At 34.0% G+C, this 16,011-nt stretch carries 17 protein-coding genes and 2 tRNA genes; 12 read left to right on the forward strand and 7 right to left on the reverse strand.

Features of this window, described 5'->3' with window-relative positions; all coding sequences use genetic code 11:
* Positions 1-307: 307 nt before the first annotated feature.
* The 4 genes from JCM15579_RS19230 to JCM15579_RS19245 are packed head-to-tail and all read right to left on the reverse strand — an operon-like array spanning position 308 to position 3,211.
* Entirely contained in the window at positions 308-1,054 is a 747-nt protein-coding gene (locus JCM15579_RS19230) for a LytR/AlgR family response regulator transcription factor (RefSeq protein ID WP_054722827.1), read from the reverse strand.
* Positions 1,051-2,106 (reverse strand): sensor histidine kinase, encoded by a 1,056-nt coding sequence (locus JCM15579_RS19235; protein ID WP_054722829.1) that lies wholly within the window; start codon positions 2,104-2,106, stop codon positions 1,051-1,053. The genes JCM15579_RS19230 and JCM15579_RS19235 overlap by 4 nt, the downstream gene beginning before the upstream one ends.
* Positions 2,107-2,111: 5 nt before the next feature.
* On the reverse strand, positions 2,112-2,840 hold the full coding sequence (locus JCM15579_RS19240; RefSeq protein WP_054722831.1) for a LiaF transmembrane domain-containing protein: 729 nt from the start codon (positions 2,838-2,840) through the stop codon (positions 2,112-2,114).
* Positions 2,841-2,872: 32 nt separating this feature from the next.
* A complete protein-coding gene (locus JCM15579_RS19245; RefSeq protein WP_054722833.1) occupies positions 2,873-3,211 on the reverse strand; it encodes a LiaF transmembrane domain-containing protein in 339 nt (112 codons plus the stop codon).
* A 295-nt stretch (positions 3,212-3,506) separates the two neighbouring features.
* On the opposite strand from JCM15579_RS19245, the gene ligA reads away from it, so the two are divergent.
* The 7 genes from ligA to JCM15579_RS19275 all read left to right on the forward strand — a co-directional run bounded on the left by ligA (position 3,507) and on the right by JCM15579_RS19275 (position 9,774).
* Complete coding sequence (ligA, locus tag JCM15579_RS19250) at positions 3,507-5,516, forward strand: NAD-dependent DNA ligase LigA (protein ID WP_054722835.1); 2,010 nt, start codon at positions 3,507-3,509, stop codon at positions 5,514-5,516.
* 14 nt (positions 5,517-5,530) lie between these two features.
* Positions 5,531-6,118 carry a 3'-5' exonuclease gene (locus tag JCM15579_RS19255; RefSeq protein ID WP_054722837.1) on the forward strand — a complete coding sequence of 196 codons (588 nt, stop codon included), beginning with the start codon at positions 5,531-5,533 and terminating at the stop codon, positions 6,116-6,118.
* A gap of 106 nt (positions 6,119-6,224) precedes the next feature.
* The gene (locus JCM15579_RS19260; protein ID WP_054722838.1) at positions 6,225-6,767 is read left to right on the forward strand and encodes a DUF6913 domain-containing protein; all 543 of its coding nucleotides are present in this window, start codon (positions 6,225-6,227) and stop codon (positions 6,765-6,767) included.
* A 1-nt stretch (position 6,768) separates the two neighbouring features.
* On the forward strand, positions 6,769-7,029 hold the full coding sequence (locus JCM15579_RS21060; RefSeq protein ID WP_218186254.1) for a dihydrodipicolinate synthase family protein: 261 nt from the start codon (positions 6,769-6,771) through the stop codon (positions 7,027-7,029).
* The gene (gene dapA, locus JCM15579_RS19265) at positions 7,010-7,663 is read left to right on the forward strand and encodes a 4-hydroxy-tetrahydrodipicolinate synthase (protein WP_218186255.1); all 654 of its coding nucleotides are present in this window, start codon (positions 7,010-7,012) and stop codon (positions 7,661-7,663) included. Before JCM15579_RS21060 ends, dapA begins: the two co-directional genes overlap by 20 nt.
* 70 nt (positions 7,664-7,733) lie before the next feature.
* Positions 7,734-8,318 (forward strand): penicillin-binding protein activator LpoB, encoded by a 585-nt coding sequence (locus JCM15579_RS19270; protein ID WP_054722840.1) that lies wholly within the window; start codon positions 7,734-7,736, stop codon positions 8,316-8,318.
* Positions 8,319-8,370: 52 nt separating this feature from the next.
* Complete coding sequence (locus JCM15579_RS19275; protein WP_157471567.1) at positions 8,371-9,774, forward strand: COG3014 family protein; 1,404 nt, start codon at positions 8,371-8,373, stop codon at positions 9,772-9,774.
* Here the strand turns inward: JCM15579_RS19275 and JCM15579_RS19280 are convergent.
* From JCM15579_RS19280 to JCM15579_RS19290, 3 genes are all read right to left on the reverse strand, one after another.
* Positions 9,766-10,320 (reverse strand): heme NO-binding domain-containing protein, encoded by a 555-nt coding sequence (locus tag JCM15579_RS19280; protein ID WP_054722844.1) that lies wholly within the window; start codon positions 10,318-10,320, stop codon positions 9,766-9,768. The two genes, JCM15579_RS19275 and JCM15579_RS19280, sit on opposite strands and share 9 nt — an antisense overlap.
* A gap of 54 nt (positions 10,321-10,374) precedes the next feature.
* Positions 10,375-11,559 carry an alpha/beta hydrolase-fold protein gene (locus JCM15579_RS19285; RefSeq protein ID WP_054722846.1) on the reverse strand — a complete coding sequence of 395 codons (1,185 nt, stop codon included), beginning with the start codon at positions 11,557-11,559 and terminating at the stop codon, positions 10,375-10,377.
* Between the two features lie 164 nt (positions 11,560-11,723).
* Positions 11,724-12,323: a YceI family protein gene (locus tag JCM15579_RS19290; RefSeq protein WP_054722848.1), complete on the reverse strand. Its 600-nt coding sequence runs from the start codon at positions 12,321-12,323 to the stop codon at positions 11,724-11,726.
* Between the two features lie 328 nt (positions 12,324-12,651).
* On the opposite strand from JCM15579_RS19290, the gene JCM15579_RS19295 reads away from it, so the two are divergent.
* From JCM15579_RS19295 to JCM15579_RS19315, 5 genes are all read left to right on the forward strand, one after another.
* Positions 12,652-12,724, forward strand: a tRNA-Arg gene (locus JCM15579_RS19295).
* Positions 12,725-12,924: 200 nt separating this feature from the next.
* Positions 12,925-12,998 (forward strand) — tRNA-Arg (locus JCM15579_RS19300).
* Between the two features lie 168 nt (positions 12,999-13,166).
* Entirely contained in the window at positions 13,167-13,637 is a 471-nt protein-coding gene (locus tag JCM15579_RS19305) for a PPC domain-containing DNA-binding protein (RefSeq protein ID WP_083464779.1), read from the forward strand.
* 220 nt (positions 13,638-13,857) lie between these two features.
* The gene (locus JCM15579_RS19310) at positions 13,858-14,556 is read left to right on the forward strand and encodes a DNA-binding domain-containing protein (protein ID WP_054722850.1); all 699 of its coding nucleotides are present in this window, start codon (positions 13,858-13,860) and stop codon (positions 14,554-14,556) included.
* 401 nt (positions 14,557-14,957) lie between these two features.
* The gene (locus JCM15579_RS19315) at positions 14,958-15,995 is read left to right on the forward strand and encodes a YARHG domain-containing protein (RefSeq protein WP_172677477.1); all 1,038 of its coding nucleotides are present in this window, start codon (positions 14,958-14,960) and stop codon (positions 15,993-15,995) included.
* The last annotated feature ends 16 nt before the right edge of the window (positions 15,996-16,011 follow it).

Raw genomic sequence — 16,011 nt, forward strand, 5'->3', positions numbered from 1 at the left:
ATAATAATAAACGCACTTTTGGCGTAAGTAAATCTTAGGTTCATTCTAGTTATAGATTAGTTTAGTGTAGTTGGGCAGCACAAATATATATAATTATGTTGAAAATAAAATACTTATTCAGAAATATATTGGATATTTATAATAAAAATAAATACTCTTATCCATTATTTTAGTTACTTCATTTAAATTCTTGTAAAATTTTAAATTCAACAAACAATACTTAATTATTACTTTTCTTTTTAGATTCTGACAAAAAAAATCGCTACTACATTAATGCAATAGCGATTTTTTCATTGTCGAATATAAATTAAATCTCCAATTGTTTCTTGAGAAGTTTGAATCCATTTCGGCTAACTTTTAAACTTTCGCCTGATTTAAGAATAACTACCCAATTATCTTTCTCATATGGTTGCAATTGCGAAATTTGGTCGATTTTCACCAAATACGAACGATGTATTCTACAAAACTCATCAGAATTCAGATGCAACTCGAAATATTTCATTGTTTTTTGTTTCAGGTAACGTCCTTCATCTGTATATATCATTACATAATCATCTTGAGCTTCGAAATATTTAATTTTATCAACTGCAATTACATCAATCTTATTTCTGGACTTGATTACCACTCTATTGATTAATTCTTCCGAATCATCATTGTGTGATTTTATTTTTTCAATCTGATCTTGATTGTCAGTAACATTCGAAATTCTTTCTTTTGCTTTCTCCAAAGCAGCAAGAAATCTATCCTTTGAAAATGGTTTTAACAAGTAATCAATAGCATTGTGTTCAAAAGCTTTTATTGCATATTCGTTATAAGCTGTAGTAAATACGATATTACAAGGTTTATCCAGTAATTCCAGTAATTCAAATCCAGTTAATTTTGGCATCTGTACATCTAAAAACACCAAATCCGGATTTAAGTCATTAATCGCCTTTAGTCCCTCAAAACCGTTTGCAAACTCTCCTATAACTTCAATATCCTTTTCAGAGTCCAAATAGTTAGCAACCAAATCTCTGGCCAATGACTCATCATCTATAATTATTGCTTTTATCATGCTTGTATATTTTGTGGGAATTCTAAATTTACTGTAAACTGATTTTCTGATTTAACAATCTTCATTAAATCAGTTCTTCCATAAATTAAACTTAATCGTTCCTGTATGTTTCTTAACCCAATGCCATTTCCTTTTGGTGGAATTGATTCGGGATCGAAATTATTGCTGATTGTAATTTTAAGTACATCATCAATCATTTCACAATTAGTACGTATGGTAACAGGCTCTATACTTTCATGAACCCCATACTTAATTGCATTTTCATAAATAGGTTGTAAGATTAAATTTGGAATCTTCAAATTATCACAATCTGAGGTAGAATTGAATTTTAACACTACTCTTTCACCAAACCTCACCTTTTCAATATCAAGATACAAGCGAATGTTATTCAATTCGTTTGATAAACTATTTAACTCCTTTAAATCTTGCCCTAATGAATATCTTAAGAAAGTAGACAATTTAACAACCATTTCTCGCGATTGTTCAGGGCTAGATAATGTAAGTGAACTCACCGAATTTAAGCTATTAAATAGGAAATGCGGATTAATTTGAGATTTTAGAGCATTTAATTCAGCTTCCTTTACCAAATTTTTCAGTTCCGATTCCTGAATGGTTTTTTCCTGAAAGTTTCTGTAATAAATGATCAAATAATAAACTAGTATTATATAATCGTATATACATAGTGCAAAAAACACTTGCCAATGTAATGGTATGAAATAGTTAATTCCATCTGGATCTTCACCAAAAAAAACTATTCTAATTTGATATGCTACGGAGATCCAAATCCCAACTACAATCACACCTGCTGTTAAATGATGAAGGATAAAACCCAAAATTCCGGATTCATCCATACTAACATAACGAACTACATACCAAACACATGCCCCTAAAACAAATAGAGGCAACGAAAAGCTAAACGAGTTAACAAAGGAGGAATATAAGTCGTTTCCATCAAAATACCACCCAATTATAAAGAGAAGCAACACAAATAAAATCCATGTACAAATATAGATTGGTATTCCATAATAATTTCGTAATAAAGGATGCCTCATTTTTACTATTTATATGATTTAATTTCGCAACCTCCTAAAGCCACCAAACCTTTAATCACCAATTCTTTCTTCGGTTCAACCACATAATTAGCCGTTGGAATTCTTTTATCTGCAACACCACCTAAAACTGCCGAAACTTCAACTTTTACATCCCAATCCGAAGGAACGATTAAAACACAACCACCGAACATGGCAAAAATATCAATAACATTTGTTCCTTCTGCCAAATCTGCATTCGATAAATTTATTTCTGATCCACCAAACAGACAAGTTATTTTACCTCCTTTAAAATTTTTGGTATTGATCATCTTCTCGCCACCACCAAACACATTTAATTCATCGATATATCCTGAATCACTACTATCAATTTCTCTGCCACCAGGCATGCATTCATTTCTTTTTCTGATGATAAAAATTCCAACCACAATAAGAATTATTGGCCAAAATAAACCCTTCCAATGAAACCCCCAATCGAAAATTATTGGCAGAAGAAATACCCCTCCAACTCCCATTAAAATTAATCCGGTAGTTTTATCCTTTTTACCAGCATAAAATAGCGCTCCAAGTCCAAATAACAATGCTGGCCACGAGAAAATTATATCCTTCATGTAGTAAGGGAAAATATCCAGATTTTTTAATACCAACAGACAACCAAACAGAATGAGAAAAACACCAAAAATTATTCTATTATTTTGTCTTGATTCTTGATCTTTATGATGATAATGATGTTTCATGGCTTTATATTTTAAAACTATTAATTTATACTTTATTTCTTACATTCTTTCGAAACAGGTTGGAATATATAGGCTATTCCTGCTACAATTAAAGCTATTGGTAAAAACCAAATTTCCCAATTTACAGGTAGAAAAATCATTTCATCCAATAAAAAATAAGTTCCCACTGCAATGGCTGCAAAACCTCCTAAAATTCTCCTTTTAATAACAATTGATAGTAAGCCAACTAAAATCAATATAGACTCCCAACGATACAACCATGTCCAAATAAATTCAGAATGGAAATTTAACCGTTCAAGCATAACAACTACTCCAACTATAATTAATCCAATGCCTACAAAAAGGCTTCTATTTCTTCTATGTTCATCCATATTGTTTGATTAAGGTTCACATCAATAATTTTATTGTATCACTAAATTATTACAATTGTCTTTTTAATTTTTAGGCAAATCGGTTAACGGATTGCATGAATCGGTAAACGACATCGCATATCTTATTTGGGTAATAAAATTTGATTTTATTCCCAACTGTACCTCAATTCATTAATTAAACCAATTAAAGATTCCACCAAAAGCATGTAAAATTAAGCTTAAGGTTTACTATTTTTACATTTCATGAAGATGATTTATTCTTCAAATCTATTCACAAATTGATTACAATTAGATTATGAACCAACAAGAGGCTAAACTTCGCATTGACGAACTTCGCAATCAATTACATACACACAATCACAATTATTACGTTTTATCTCAACCAACTATCTCGGATTTCGATTTCGATATGTTATTGAAAGAGTTGATTGAGCTGGAAGAAAAGTATCCTGAATTTAAAGATCCAAATTCACCAACTCAGCGTGTTGGTAGCGATATCAATATAGAGTTCAATCAGGTAGAACACAAATACCCAATGTTATCTTTAGGCAATACCTATTCCGAAGATGAAATTCGCGACTTTGAAACCAGAATTAAGAAATTGATTGATGGTGAAATAAAGTATGTTTGTGAATTGAAATACGATGGCACCTCTATTTCGCTAACCTACAAAAACGGAAAATTGGTTCAAGCTGTTACCCGTGGTGACGGAGTTAGAGGTGATGATGTAACAGCCAATGTAAAAACGATTCGATCGGTACCATTGCAATTAAGTGGAAACGACTATCCTGAAGAATTTGAGATCAGAGGCGAAATTTTAATGCCTTTTTCAGTATTTGAAGAACTAAACAGAGAGCGTGAAGAAATCGGAGAAACACCATTCGCCAATCCAAGAAATGCAGCTTCGGGAACACTTAAAATGCAAAATTCAGCCATTGTTGCTAAAAGAAAATTAGATTGTTACCTGTACTATTTATTGGGCGTAAACAATCCAAAACGAGAGCACTTCGACAATCTTCAAACGGCTAAAAATTGGGGATTTAAAATTCCATCTCATACGGCTCTTTGCAATAATATCGATGAAGTAATCGATTTTATTAAATCATGGGATGAAAAACGTGATAGTTTACCTGTTCCTATCGATGGAATTGTTATTAAAGTAAACTCGATTGACCAACAGGAAGAATTAGGTTTTACAGCAAAATCTCCACGTTGGGCAATATCTTATAAATACAAAGCTGAAAGAGTATCTACTCGCTTGAATCAAGTTACTTACCAGGTGGGAAGGACTGGTTCAATTACACCTGTTGCCAACTTAGAACCTGTACTCCTGGCGGGAACTACAGTAAAACGGGCATCTCTTCACAATGCCGATATCATTAATAATTTGGATTTACATGAAGGTGATACCGTTTTTGTTGAAAAAGGTGGAGAAATTATTCCAAAAATTGTTGGAGTAGATGAAGCAAACAGAATCAATGGGGCTGAAAAAATAAAATTCATTGAAAATTGTCCGGAATGTGATAGTAAACTGATTCGCAAAGAAGGAGAGGCAAATCACTACTGTCCGAATGATAAAAGTTGTCCTCCTCAAATTAAAGGTAGGATCGAACACTTTATCAGTAGGCGAGCTATGAATATAGATGGTCTTGGAGAAGAAACCATTGATCTGCTGTTTAAGGAAAACTTGATCAAGGATATTTCTGATCTATACATCTTAAAGAAAGAGGATATTGTTCCTTTGGAACGTATGGGTGATAAATCGGCTGATAGAATTTTAAACAGTATCCAAGATTCATTGCAAGTCCCATACGAAAGAGTATTGTATGCATTAGGAATAAGATATGTTGGTGCAACTGTTGCAAAAAAACTGGCAAAAGCAATTCCTTCTATTGATCAATTGGCATCATCAACTGTAGAGGAATTGGTAGAAGTAGATGAAATCGGGATTAAAATTGCAGAAAGTATTGTTGAATATTTTTCGGATGAATACCATCAGGAATTAATCACTAAACTAAAAATTCATGGGCTTCAGTTGGAAAAAGAAGTTTCTGATTCCAAAGGAGCTAGTAATAAATTGGAAGGTTTATCCATTGTCATTTCTGGTAGTTTTGAAAAGCACTCTCGTGATGAACTGAAAGAACTCATTGAATTGCACGGAGGTAAAAATGTTGGATCCATTTCTAAAAAAACAAGCTTTTTACTGGCTGGTGAAAAAATAGGTCCTAGTAAATTGGCTAAGGTTGAGAAGCTGGGAATTCCAATGATTTCAGAAGATGAATTTTTAGAAAAGATCAATTCCTAAGTCAGGTATAGCATATGAATTTTACCGCAATTGATTTTGAAACCGCAAATGGCAAAAGAAATTCAGCCTGTTCGCTTGGTTTGGTTAAAGTTGAAAACGGCGTAATTGTTGACAGTCGGGAATGGTTGATTTCACCACCTGAAATGTACTTTCACCCGATTAATGTTAGCATACATGGCATTACTGAAGATGATGTGGCCAACCAGCCAAGCTTTAATTACATTTGGGATGAAGTGGAGGATTATTTACAAGATAGTATGGTAATTGCTCACAATGCAAGTTTTGATGTATCCGTACTTCGTGCCTGCCTGGAAACCTACGGAATTCCTAATCCTGATTTTGATTACATGTGTACGGTTCAAATAAGTAAGTATTTGTGGCCAAGCATGCCTAATCATAAACTTAATACTCTGGCACATTTATTTGATATCCCCTTAAAGCATCATGATGCCCTCGAGGACACTTTAGCCTGTGCTAAAATTGCGATTAAAGCTTGTGAAAGCATTAGTGCAAAAAACATGAATGATCTTGCAAAAGAGATAAAGATAAAGCCTGGAAAAGTTTTTAAGGGAGGTTATCAATCTCCTAAAAAATATAAATAGGCTACATAAATTAGGCTTAAAAATTTTTCATAACTTGTCATTTCAAATGAGTTTGTAATCTAAAGCCTCTTGACGACAAGTCTGAAATTAAACTAGTATTCTGAAAATGAGTTTTATCCAAAATATTAAAGAAAAGCTTGCTAATCGTATTATTAATAATAAACTAAGCAAAAGTCCAAGAAAAAAGGAATTTCATAATTTGCAAAGTGCAAAAAACATCGGAATACTATTCGATACACTCGATGATAAAAATTATCCAACAGTGAAGAAGTTTTTTGATGATTTAAGCAAAAAAGGATTTCAAGTTCAAGCTGTTGGTTGGATAAATGCTAACGAATTACCTGATTTTGGTGTAGCTCAAAAGATCATATTCTATACCAACAAGGATGTAAAATGGTCGGGTGAGCCAATTTCTGAAGAACTGATCAATTTTATGAACAAGAGGTTCGATTTATTATTTATCCTATCGGATTCGAACCACATTTCATTTAGATACATTGCAGAATTGGCTGCAGCCGCTTGTAAAGTTGGTTCTGCTTCTGATCAAAGTGGTCGTTTGGATTTAATGATTAATCAGGGAAACAATAAATCCATTGATAATTTAATTACAGAAAGCCTAAACTACCTTACACTTATAAAAAAAGACTAACATGACACTTAATAAATTTGAAGGAACAGGAATCGCCATTATTACTCCATTTCTGGACAATGGTGATGTTGATTTCGATTCTTTACGCAATCTTGTAGATTTTCAAATTACCAATGGAGTAAACTATTTGGTAGTATTGGGAACAACAGGCGAAGCCGCAACCTTATCCAAAGAGGAAAAACTGGCTGTTATTAGTTCTGTAATCGAAACCAACAATAATCGAGTACCATTAGTGGTTGGATTTGGGGGTAACAAGTACTAAAGAAGTTGTTGAGCAGATCAATAAATTTAATTCTTTTGATAAGATTGATGCAATTTTATCCGTTGCACCTTACTATAACAAACCAAATCAAGAAGGAATTTTCCAACATTACAAAGAAATCGCATCTGCAAGTCCGGTTCCTCTGATCATCTACAATGTTCCGGGAAGAACAGGAGTTAATATTAATGCCGAAACTACCATTCGTATTGCCAATGAATTAAATAATGTTATTGCCGTAAAAGAGGCTTCGGGCAATTTGGAACAGATCATGCAAATCATCAAAGACAAACCTGATCATTTCATGCTAATATCGGGTGATGATGCGCTTACCTATCCAATGATTCAATTGGGTGCTTCCGGAGTTATTTCGGTTATTGGGAATGCTTTCCCAAATGAATTTAGCACAATGGTGGCACAAGCATTGGAAAGAAAAAGTGAAGCTTTACAAACTCATTATCATTTTTTCGATATCATTAAAAGTATTTTTGAAGAAGGAAATCCTGCGGGAGTAAAAGCTTTACTTCATCAAAAAGGAATTATATTGAACAACTTAAGACTTCCTCTGGTTCCAGTTAGCGAGTCGCTTTACAAAAAACTAGATAATTTAAGGGAAGAGATTAATAGAATGGCATAAATATTGCTTTCTATAAAAAGTTTAACAGAAACACTTAAATTGATTTTACAAACAAAAAATGATTAGTTATATGAAACACTCATTTCGCCTATTTGTTTTCGCTCTTGCATTGGTAAGTTTTGCGTCATGTTCAAGACAAGTAACAAGAGTTTCTCCAGATCAACAAATTGACTTAAGTGGTCGTTGGAACGATACCGATTCCAAGCTGGCTGCAGAAGCTTTAATTGATCAGGTTCTTAATCAAGGTTGGATTAATGATTATGAAAAAGAATTCAATAAAAAGCCAGTGGTAACCGTTGGTTTAATCATGAATAAAAGCTCTGAGCATATTGATGCGGACACCTACATCAAAGACATTGAAAAGGCAATTCTTAACGACGGACGTGTACGATTGGTTCAAGCTGGCGCCAAAAGAGAGGAATTGAGACAGGAAAGAGCAGATCAACAAGATTTTGCATCTAAGGAAACCATTAAAAAATGGGGACTTGAATTAGGAGCGGACTTTATCCTTCAAGGAGATATCACCTCTATTATTGATAGTTACAAGAAAGAAAAGGTAAGATATTACCAATTAAATCTTGAATTAACTAATCTTGAAACAAACGAATTGGTTTGGATGGGTGATAAGAAAATCAAGAAATACGTTAATCGATAAAGTTTAATAAGGGAAGATTCGTCTTCCCTTCTCTTCTCTGGCAATGAACAATATGCTTCTTAAAAACAAAGCTTTTATTTTAATTCTATTTGTTAGCAGTTTATTCTTTTCAGGATGTGCAACCTACTACGCACAAAATGAGGCTTTCAATCAGTATTTCCTTAATGGAGATATTGCCAATGCTGAAAAAACACTTGATCAGGATGCTAAAAACAAAAGAAATAAAAATCGTTCTTTATACCTTTTAAATAAAGGTACACTTGCCTGGATGCAACAAGATTATCAAAAGGCTACGGACTATTTCAATCAAGCTGACCTGTTTATTGAAGACCAGAGAAAAAACATTGCCAACGAAGCCTTGGCATTGCTAACCAATCCGGCAACAAAACCATACATTCCTGAAGATTTTGAAAATGTAATGCTGAATTTCTATAAAGCTTTAAGCTATTTGGAATTGGGCAATACCGAATCTGCATTAATTGAATGCCGAAGAGTAAACGAAAAGCTTTATGCTTTAAATGACAAATACCCAAGAAACTATAAAAATCGCTATAGTGATGATGCTTTTGCTCACATTTTAATGGGCTTAATTTATGATTCTTCAGGGGATGTTAACAATGCATTTATTGCTTACCGAAATGCTTTCAAGATTTACGAAGAAAATTATACCAAAAACTTTGGAACTCCTGCTCCACAACAACTTAAAGAGGATATATTAAGAACCGCTTACTTAACAGGTTTAAATCAGGAATACGAATTTTACAAAGAAAAATTTGGCTTTGATTGTATTCAAACCAATAAAGATGAAGGAGATCTTATTTTTATTTGGCTTACAGGTTTAGGTCCGGTAAAAGATGAATGGAGCATTAATTTTAGCACGTTAAATAGTAGCGATGGATACCTTACCATGGTAAACGAAGGTGAAGATGTTAGTTTTCCTTTCTATGTTGGCGATATGGACCGCGACAAACGAAATTCATTAAATAATTTGGAGTTTGTTAGAGTCGCTTTTCCAAAGTATAGAGAAAGAATGCCAATATTTACTAATGCTTCTATCCTGGTGAATGATACAATCAATTATCCATTAGAAAAAGCTGAAGATATTAATGCCATTGCCTTTAAATCTCTTCGCGACAGAATGATCAGAGAAATGGCAAACTCTTTATTGCGACTGGCAACTAAAAAAGCTTTAGAAAATTATGCTCGCAGCAAAGATGATACTTTGGGAATGTTTGTGGGGATTTTAAATGCTGTAACCGAGAAAGCCGATACCAGAAATTGGCAAACGCTACCTCACAGCATTCATTACAAGAGAATAAGATTGAAAGAAGGTGAGAATAACTTAAACCTACAGGTTAGCTCTCCAGATGGTTCTGTGAACAATCACAACGTACAGGTGATTATAAAAGCTGGAAAAACCAGTTTCTATACTTTTCACAATATGGAGTCAAACTAGAACCTTTGACTTGTTTAAGGTAAAATAGACCCATTCCTTATCGAATTCGGTTTTTATTTCGGCGTTAACCGTTAAATCTTCATTAAAGAACTTTTGACATCCCATAAACAATCCAATAGCCAGATCGATGAGATCGTGTGTAGACTGGTAACTTACCGTAAATGTGTTCTGATTGATTCTTTCAGTCTTAAAGCCCGTAATGCCCTGGTGAGGAAAATCGGATTGGAGTTTTACGTGAATAAAATAATCGATCTGCTCTAAGAATTCGAAAATATCTGAATTTCCTGCAAAATGTGGTCGGTACAATATAATGAAACGACTAAAAAGGTGCTCGCCAAAAAGTTTGGTCAAATCGGAAGGAGATATTCGAACTTCATCTGCCAAGCGTTTTACCAGATTGTGAAATTGGGTATAAGGATAATCCATATTTACATTAAACACACCGTAATCGCCAGCATCCAAAAATGAAATGATCTTTTCGATTGTATGCGAACCATACTCTCTTTCGGCCATTTCCAGAAATTCAGTAAAAAATATCCCTTTCATTAAATCTGATTTTACTACTACAACGAGAGTAAATATTTTTTATTGTTTAAAATACTAAAGTGGAATTTTATTTTGTTCCTTATTTCGCAATTCTTCTAAATATTTCTTTATTGCCAGGTACTTTTGTTCATAATCCCATCTTCCTTTATCCTTATTATGTGCGGCCTCATAAAATTTAAATGCCTCTTTCGGTTTATTCGTCACTTCGTAGATTTCGCCTGCATAAAAGTATGGCTCTGCCCTTTCAGGATAATTAACCGATGTATAGGTTAAAAACTTAATGGCTTCATTGTACTTTTCTTGTTGTTTCAATTGCAAACAGACGCTTTCCAACAAAGAGTATGGTAGTTTTTCATTTCTACCATAATTCAGCATGATATCTCGTAAAAATCCATTTGCACTCCCTACTCCACCTTTTGCCAAATCTTCAACCGAAGGATATTTGTAATCTTTAAATATAATTTCCATCCCTCTCATTAAGCTTTTTCTGTACAAACTGTAATGATCTTCATCCGGCATCCATTCATATTTCCACTTTAAATCCTTTGGGGCTTTCTTTTCCATTAATTTTGTAAGCTCCTTGCAAGCCTCCAGCATATTTTTAGCTTCTTTGGCAAAACTCATAAACAAGTACTTGCGTAAGCTTGAATTTTCTGTTAAGAATGAGTCCATATCCTTAAGTATGGCCGTATCATTCCACCATAAAATGGGGCTAAAAGCCATGTAACGATCAAACAATTCGGGACGTGACAGAAAGGCATGCATTACAAACAATCCGCTATAGTTATGCCCCATTACCAAACGGCGAGAACTGCCTCGGTACTCTTTTGCTACAAATGGAAAGATATCGGTTTCCAAGGCTTTTAAAAAAGTATCGGCTCCTCCTCTGGATGGGAATATGGTTTTATTCAAAACCGAATCTACCGGTGTCATATCTCTAAAGCGATCGGTATTGGGTAATCCAACAACAATATGAGGTGGAATAAAATGATTGTCCATCAAAAAACCAAGCACCTCAACCCCTGTGGCAAAATTAGACTCAGCATCGAGTAAATAAATAACCGGGTAGCTAAAATAAGTATCTTTGAATTCACTTGGCAATAGAATTCGCAAGTCTCTATTCTCTTTTAAAACCGTTGAATAAACATTGGTATAAATAAGGTTTTGGGGATTAACCTTCGCAAATAAACTACTTACACAAAAAATCAATAATAATGTAGCAAATATACTTCGCTTCATACAAATAGGGTTTAAGTGAATTTAACCTCTTTAAATTACAATTATTTACAGTACAAAAAAAACAATCCTTTATTAAGGAATTGTTTAAGGTGACTAACGTAGAGATATTATCAAGAAAAAAACCGAATTCAAGATGAATTCGGTTTTTAATTCCTATTAAACCTTTATTGCAAATACAGATCTAAGGTCAACTCAAAATCATCATATATGGTTTTGTCTCCCAAATTATCGAAAAAACTACCTGATCCATACCTCACATTAAATTGGCTTCGGTCAATCACAATTTTGCCACTAACGTGCAGGTCATTGTCATGATGATGCATATGCACCTTAAAACTGATTGGCTTGGTAATGCCTTTAATGGTAATATTGCCATGCACTTCATAACTTCCGTCTCCCAGATTCTTGGCATCTAGCATTTCGAATTTTGCTTCTGGATATTTCTCTACCCCAAAGAAGTCATCCGACTTTAAATGCCCTTCGAGCTTCGCTTTATAGCCATCATCTTTAATATCGGTATTTTCAATAGATGTCATGTCTACCACAAAACTCCCCTTTTCGAGCTGGTCTCCATTAAACACCAAACTACCTTCTGATACTTTTATAATTCCTGAGTGCTCACCAGTTACTTTTTTACCCAACCACTCAACCTTACTTTTTTCACTATTTAATTTCTTGCTTCCGCCATCTGCACTAGCGCTAATTGTAAAAACAAAAGCCAATACCACAAGGAATGCTGTTTTTCTTAAAATGGTTCGTTTCATATTTTCCGTTTTTTTTAATAATTGAGATTTCTAATCGATTTTTATGAGAGAAAATCATATGGAATACAATCTCAATACACTATTTGTTTTTATTCCAAATAAATTTAAGGAAATATTCCCGAGCAACTAGCATAAATTCTTGTTAAAGGCATGTTAAAAATGGAAGTAAATACAGAATAAGCCAAGAATTGAAAAAATATTTTATTTTGTAAGTTTCTACTTACAAACAGCTTAGAATATTTACCAAAGAAAGTTTCAAAAAAAAGAGAAAAAAGGCTTGCATAAACCAAGCTAAAACCCCTATATTTGCAGCGCCTTTAAGGAAAACGGACGCGTAGCATAACTGGATAGTGCACACATTACGGCTGTGGAGGTTGGGGGTTCGACTCCCTCCGTGTTCACTTTAAAAGTCTTTCCTGGAACAAAGGGGCTTCCACCCTTCCAGGTTAAGAAATCGTTACCCTTCATCCGGTAACGATTTTTAAATCTTTCTTTTTGAAAGAAATCATTGCAGAAATGTTAATGACAAAAAGTTGCAAATTCATTTGCATCAATAAAATTTAAACTGCTATATTTGCAGCCTCTTTTTTAAGAGACCAACGGACGCGTAGCATAACTGGATAGTGCACCACATTACGGCTGTGGAGGTTGGGGGTTCGACTCCCTCCGTGTTCACTCTAAAAATCTTTCTTGGAACAAAGGGGCTTCCACCCTTCCAGGTTAAGAAATCGTCACCCTTCATCCGGTGGCGATTTTTTTTTGCCATATACTGATATCATCAAACCAATGGCAACGGAATTTGGAATTCCTTCTGTATCCTAAACTTTCAAAAAATAATCAGGCATGTTTAAATTATACAATTCCCTTATTCTTGTAGCTTTTATTGCTTTGTTTTCCTGTCAGCAGAATCATGTAGAAAGTTACGCACTGCGATTGAAGCCAGGAATGGATTTAAAACAGGAAATGGCGCAATTTGTAAAGGACAGACAATTGAAATCCGCATCAATCTCTACTTGTGTAGGAAGTTTAAAAGAGTTAAACATTCGTCCTGCCAACCAAAAAGAGCTTTTGCATTTGAAAGGACATTTCGAAATTGTTTCGCTAAGCGGAACTTTTGCTGACAAAGGCGAACACAATCACATTCACATTTCGGTATCCGATAGCACTGGCTACACCATTGGCGGGCATTTGGTGGATGGAAACCTGATTTATACCACTGCAGAAATTGTACTTTTAAACAACTCCAACATCGAGTTCACCCGCGAAATAGATCCTGAAACCACCTACTACGAACTAAAGGTGAAGGAGAATTAAAGACAATTGGCACAATCTGCCAAATACTTCAGCATAAGAAATCGTCAACCTTTATTTGGTGGCGATTTTTTTATACAAGCATACTTTTTAATCCTTTATCGCCAGGCTAATGGTATTTTTGAATATATCGAATACTGAAGCTTAATTTTTCACCAGATAGCAAATCATAATAGAATTATTCTTACATTCAAAATGGATAAAATCATTAACACTTTAGGCAATGACACTACGATTTGGATTAAGACCATTCCTCTTAAACAATAGCAAAAACAAATACACAGCTGTAATTACTGATAACGAAACAGTATCCGAAAAGGAAATTATTGAAGCAATGATTGCCAAAGGATCAACAGTTAGTAAAGCCGAGGCATTGGCTGTTATAGAAGAGTACGAAGCCGCTGTTTGTAAGGCAATAGAGGAAGGCAAGAATGTAAACACTCGGATGTATAAAATTCATGCTGCCATTAAAGGAGTATTCGAAAGTGAAAAAGAGATTTTTGATCGCAAACAACATTCCATTCAAATTAACATTAAGGCAGGCAATAGGCTAAAACAATGCGTGGAAAATATCAAACTTGAGAAAATAAGTTTAAATGATAATGTCCCCCTACTCCTAACGATTCAAAATTTACACACCAAGGAATCAGAGCAGCGATTCTCAGCCAATCATGTTATTTCGATTCGTGGCAAAAGACTAAAATTTGATCAGCAAGACCCCAATCAAGGTATTTTCTTTGTTAATGAAGATGGTTCGGAATTTAGGGTGGATAACCTGATTAAAAACAAACCATCGGAACTTATATTTATTGTGCCCGAAAAGATTAGTGGCAACCAATTTATTCTTGAAGTTAGGTGTATGTTTCCCAATGCCAGTCAACTTAGAATTGGTAGGCATCCCGATCGCTTCACCCTCTATTGATGCCAATAACTTCTTCGTCGAGAACTTTAACTTTCTTCGTCGAGATTTAAAATATTTTTCGACGAGAAACGCTATATTCTTCGACGAGAATGATTACTATACCCTAAGCCATAAAACAAAAGATACGTAAGGATCTGTTCAGTATTGGAGATACTCTCCCATTCTTCCTTAAATAATAATATGATACTTTTGTAATGGAATTATTGTTTTGTACATTCACAAACTATAATTGCACGATATATCCCCATATGCTATGTATTGTGCAATAAGCGATACAAGAGAAATAAATACAATATTGCGTTTATACATACGTTGGGCTTAATTAAAAACGACACTGCATAATGAGAACATTAACAATCATAATTTTCACTTTTGCATTTGCGAATCTAAAAGCAATTGATTTGATTCCTAATTCTGATAAGCAATTGATTGATTCAACTGTTCTGATTGGAAAATCTCAAGAATTTCTTAGATATGCTCGGAATGAAATATTTGCAAGACATGGATACGTATTCTCGGATTCGTGTTTAGATAATTATTTCAAACATCAGGATTGGTATAAAGCAATTGATAAAAATATAAGCATTAATGAAGTCGAGAAAATAAATGTTGCACTGATTAAGAAATATGAGGAAAGTTTTGAATACACAGATTCGAAAGTAATATGGAAAGTGAATCTAAATGGATTTCCAGTATACTACCTTGGACAAGATTGGGATAAATTAAATTTTCACTGGCAAACTAAGAAAAATTATAAGTTCTGGACTGGATTCTTTCATTGTCTGAGCAGAGAAAACCTTTGGACACTTGATTGCGAATCGATTCCCCCAGAAGCTATAAAAAAGTTATCTGAAGTTTCATTCGAGATTGCAGATGAAGAGGAACTCCATCTTGAGCAGATTAAAGTGATAGATTTTAATAAGGATTGTCAAAATACAATTGAGAAAGAAATCCAAGTAAATATTTATGGACCGAGTGATGACCCTGAAATTTATGTTCTCGGTTTAATGAATGATAAATTTCAGATTCTTTTTCATGAATATGGTTCGTTGAATGGATATCGTTGCAAGTCAGATTCAGAATTAGAGATAGATATGACCATAAGGCATGATATTGCAGGTACAATGTTTAGACAACAGTCATATTTTCTCAATTTAGTAACAGGAAAAGTGACAGAACCTTACTCTGAGATTCTGGAATTTAACGTTTGGTCAAGTACACTTCAAGACATTAAGTATTATAAAACAAAAGAAGGTGCTTCAAAAAAAGACCCGAATGACCAAATTGGAGAACTACAGAAAGGCGTTTCATTGACTTTTAAAAGGTATTACCAAGGAATGGAACCAGGAGCCATTTATTTTGAGTCTGATACTAAAAAGGGGTGGATTAATTATGACTTGATTGATTACGATAACTTTACATTATCAGCTGCTGACTAAGATTAACTAAGCCCAA

This window comes from Marinifilum fragile JCM 15579 (assembly GCF_001310955.1).
Taxonomy (GTDB): Bacteria; Bacteroidota; Bacteroidia; order Bacteroidales; family Marinifilaceae; genus Marinifilum; species Marinifilum fragile.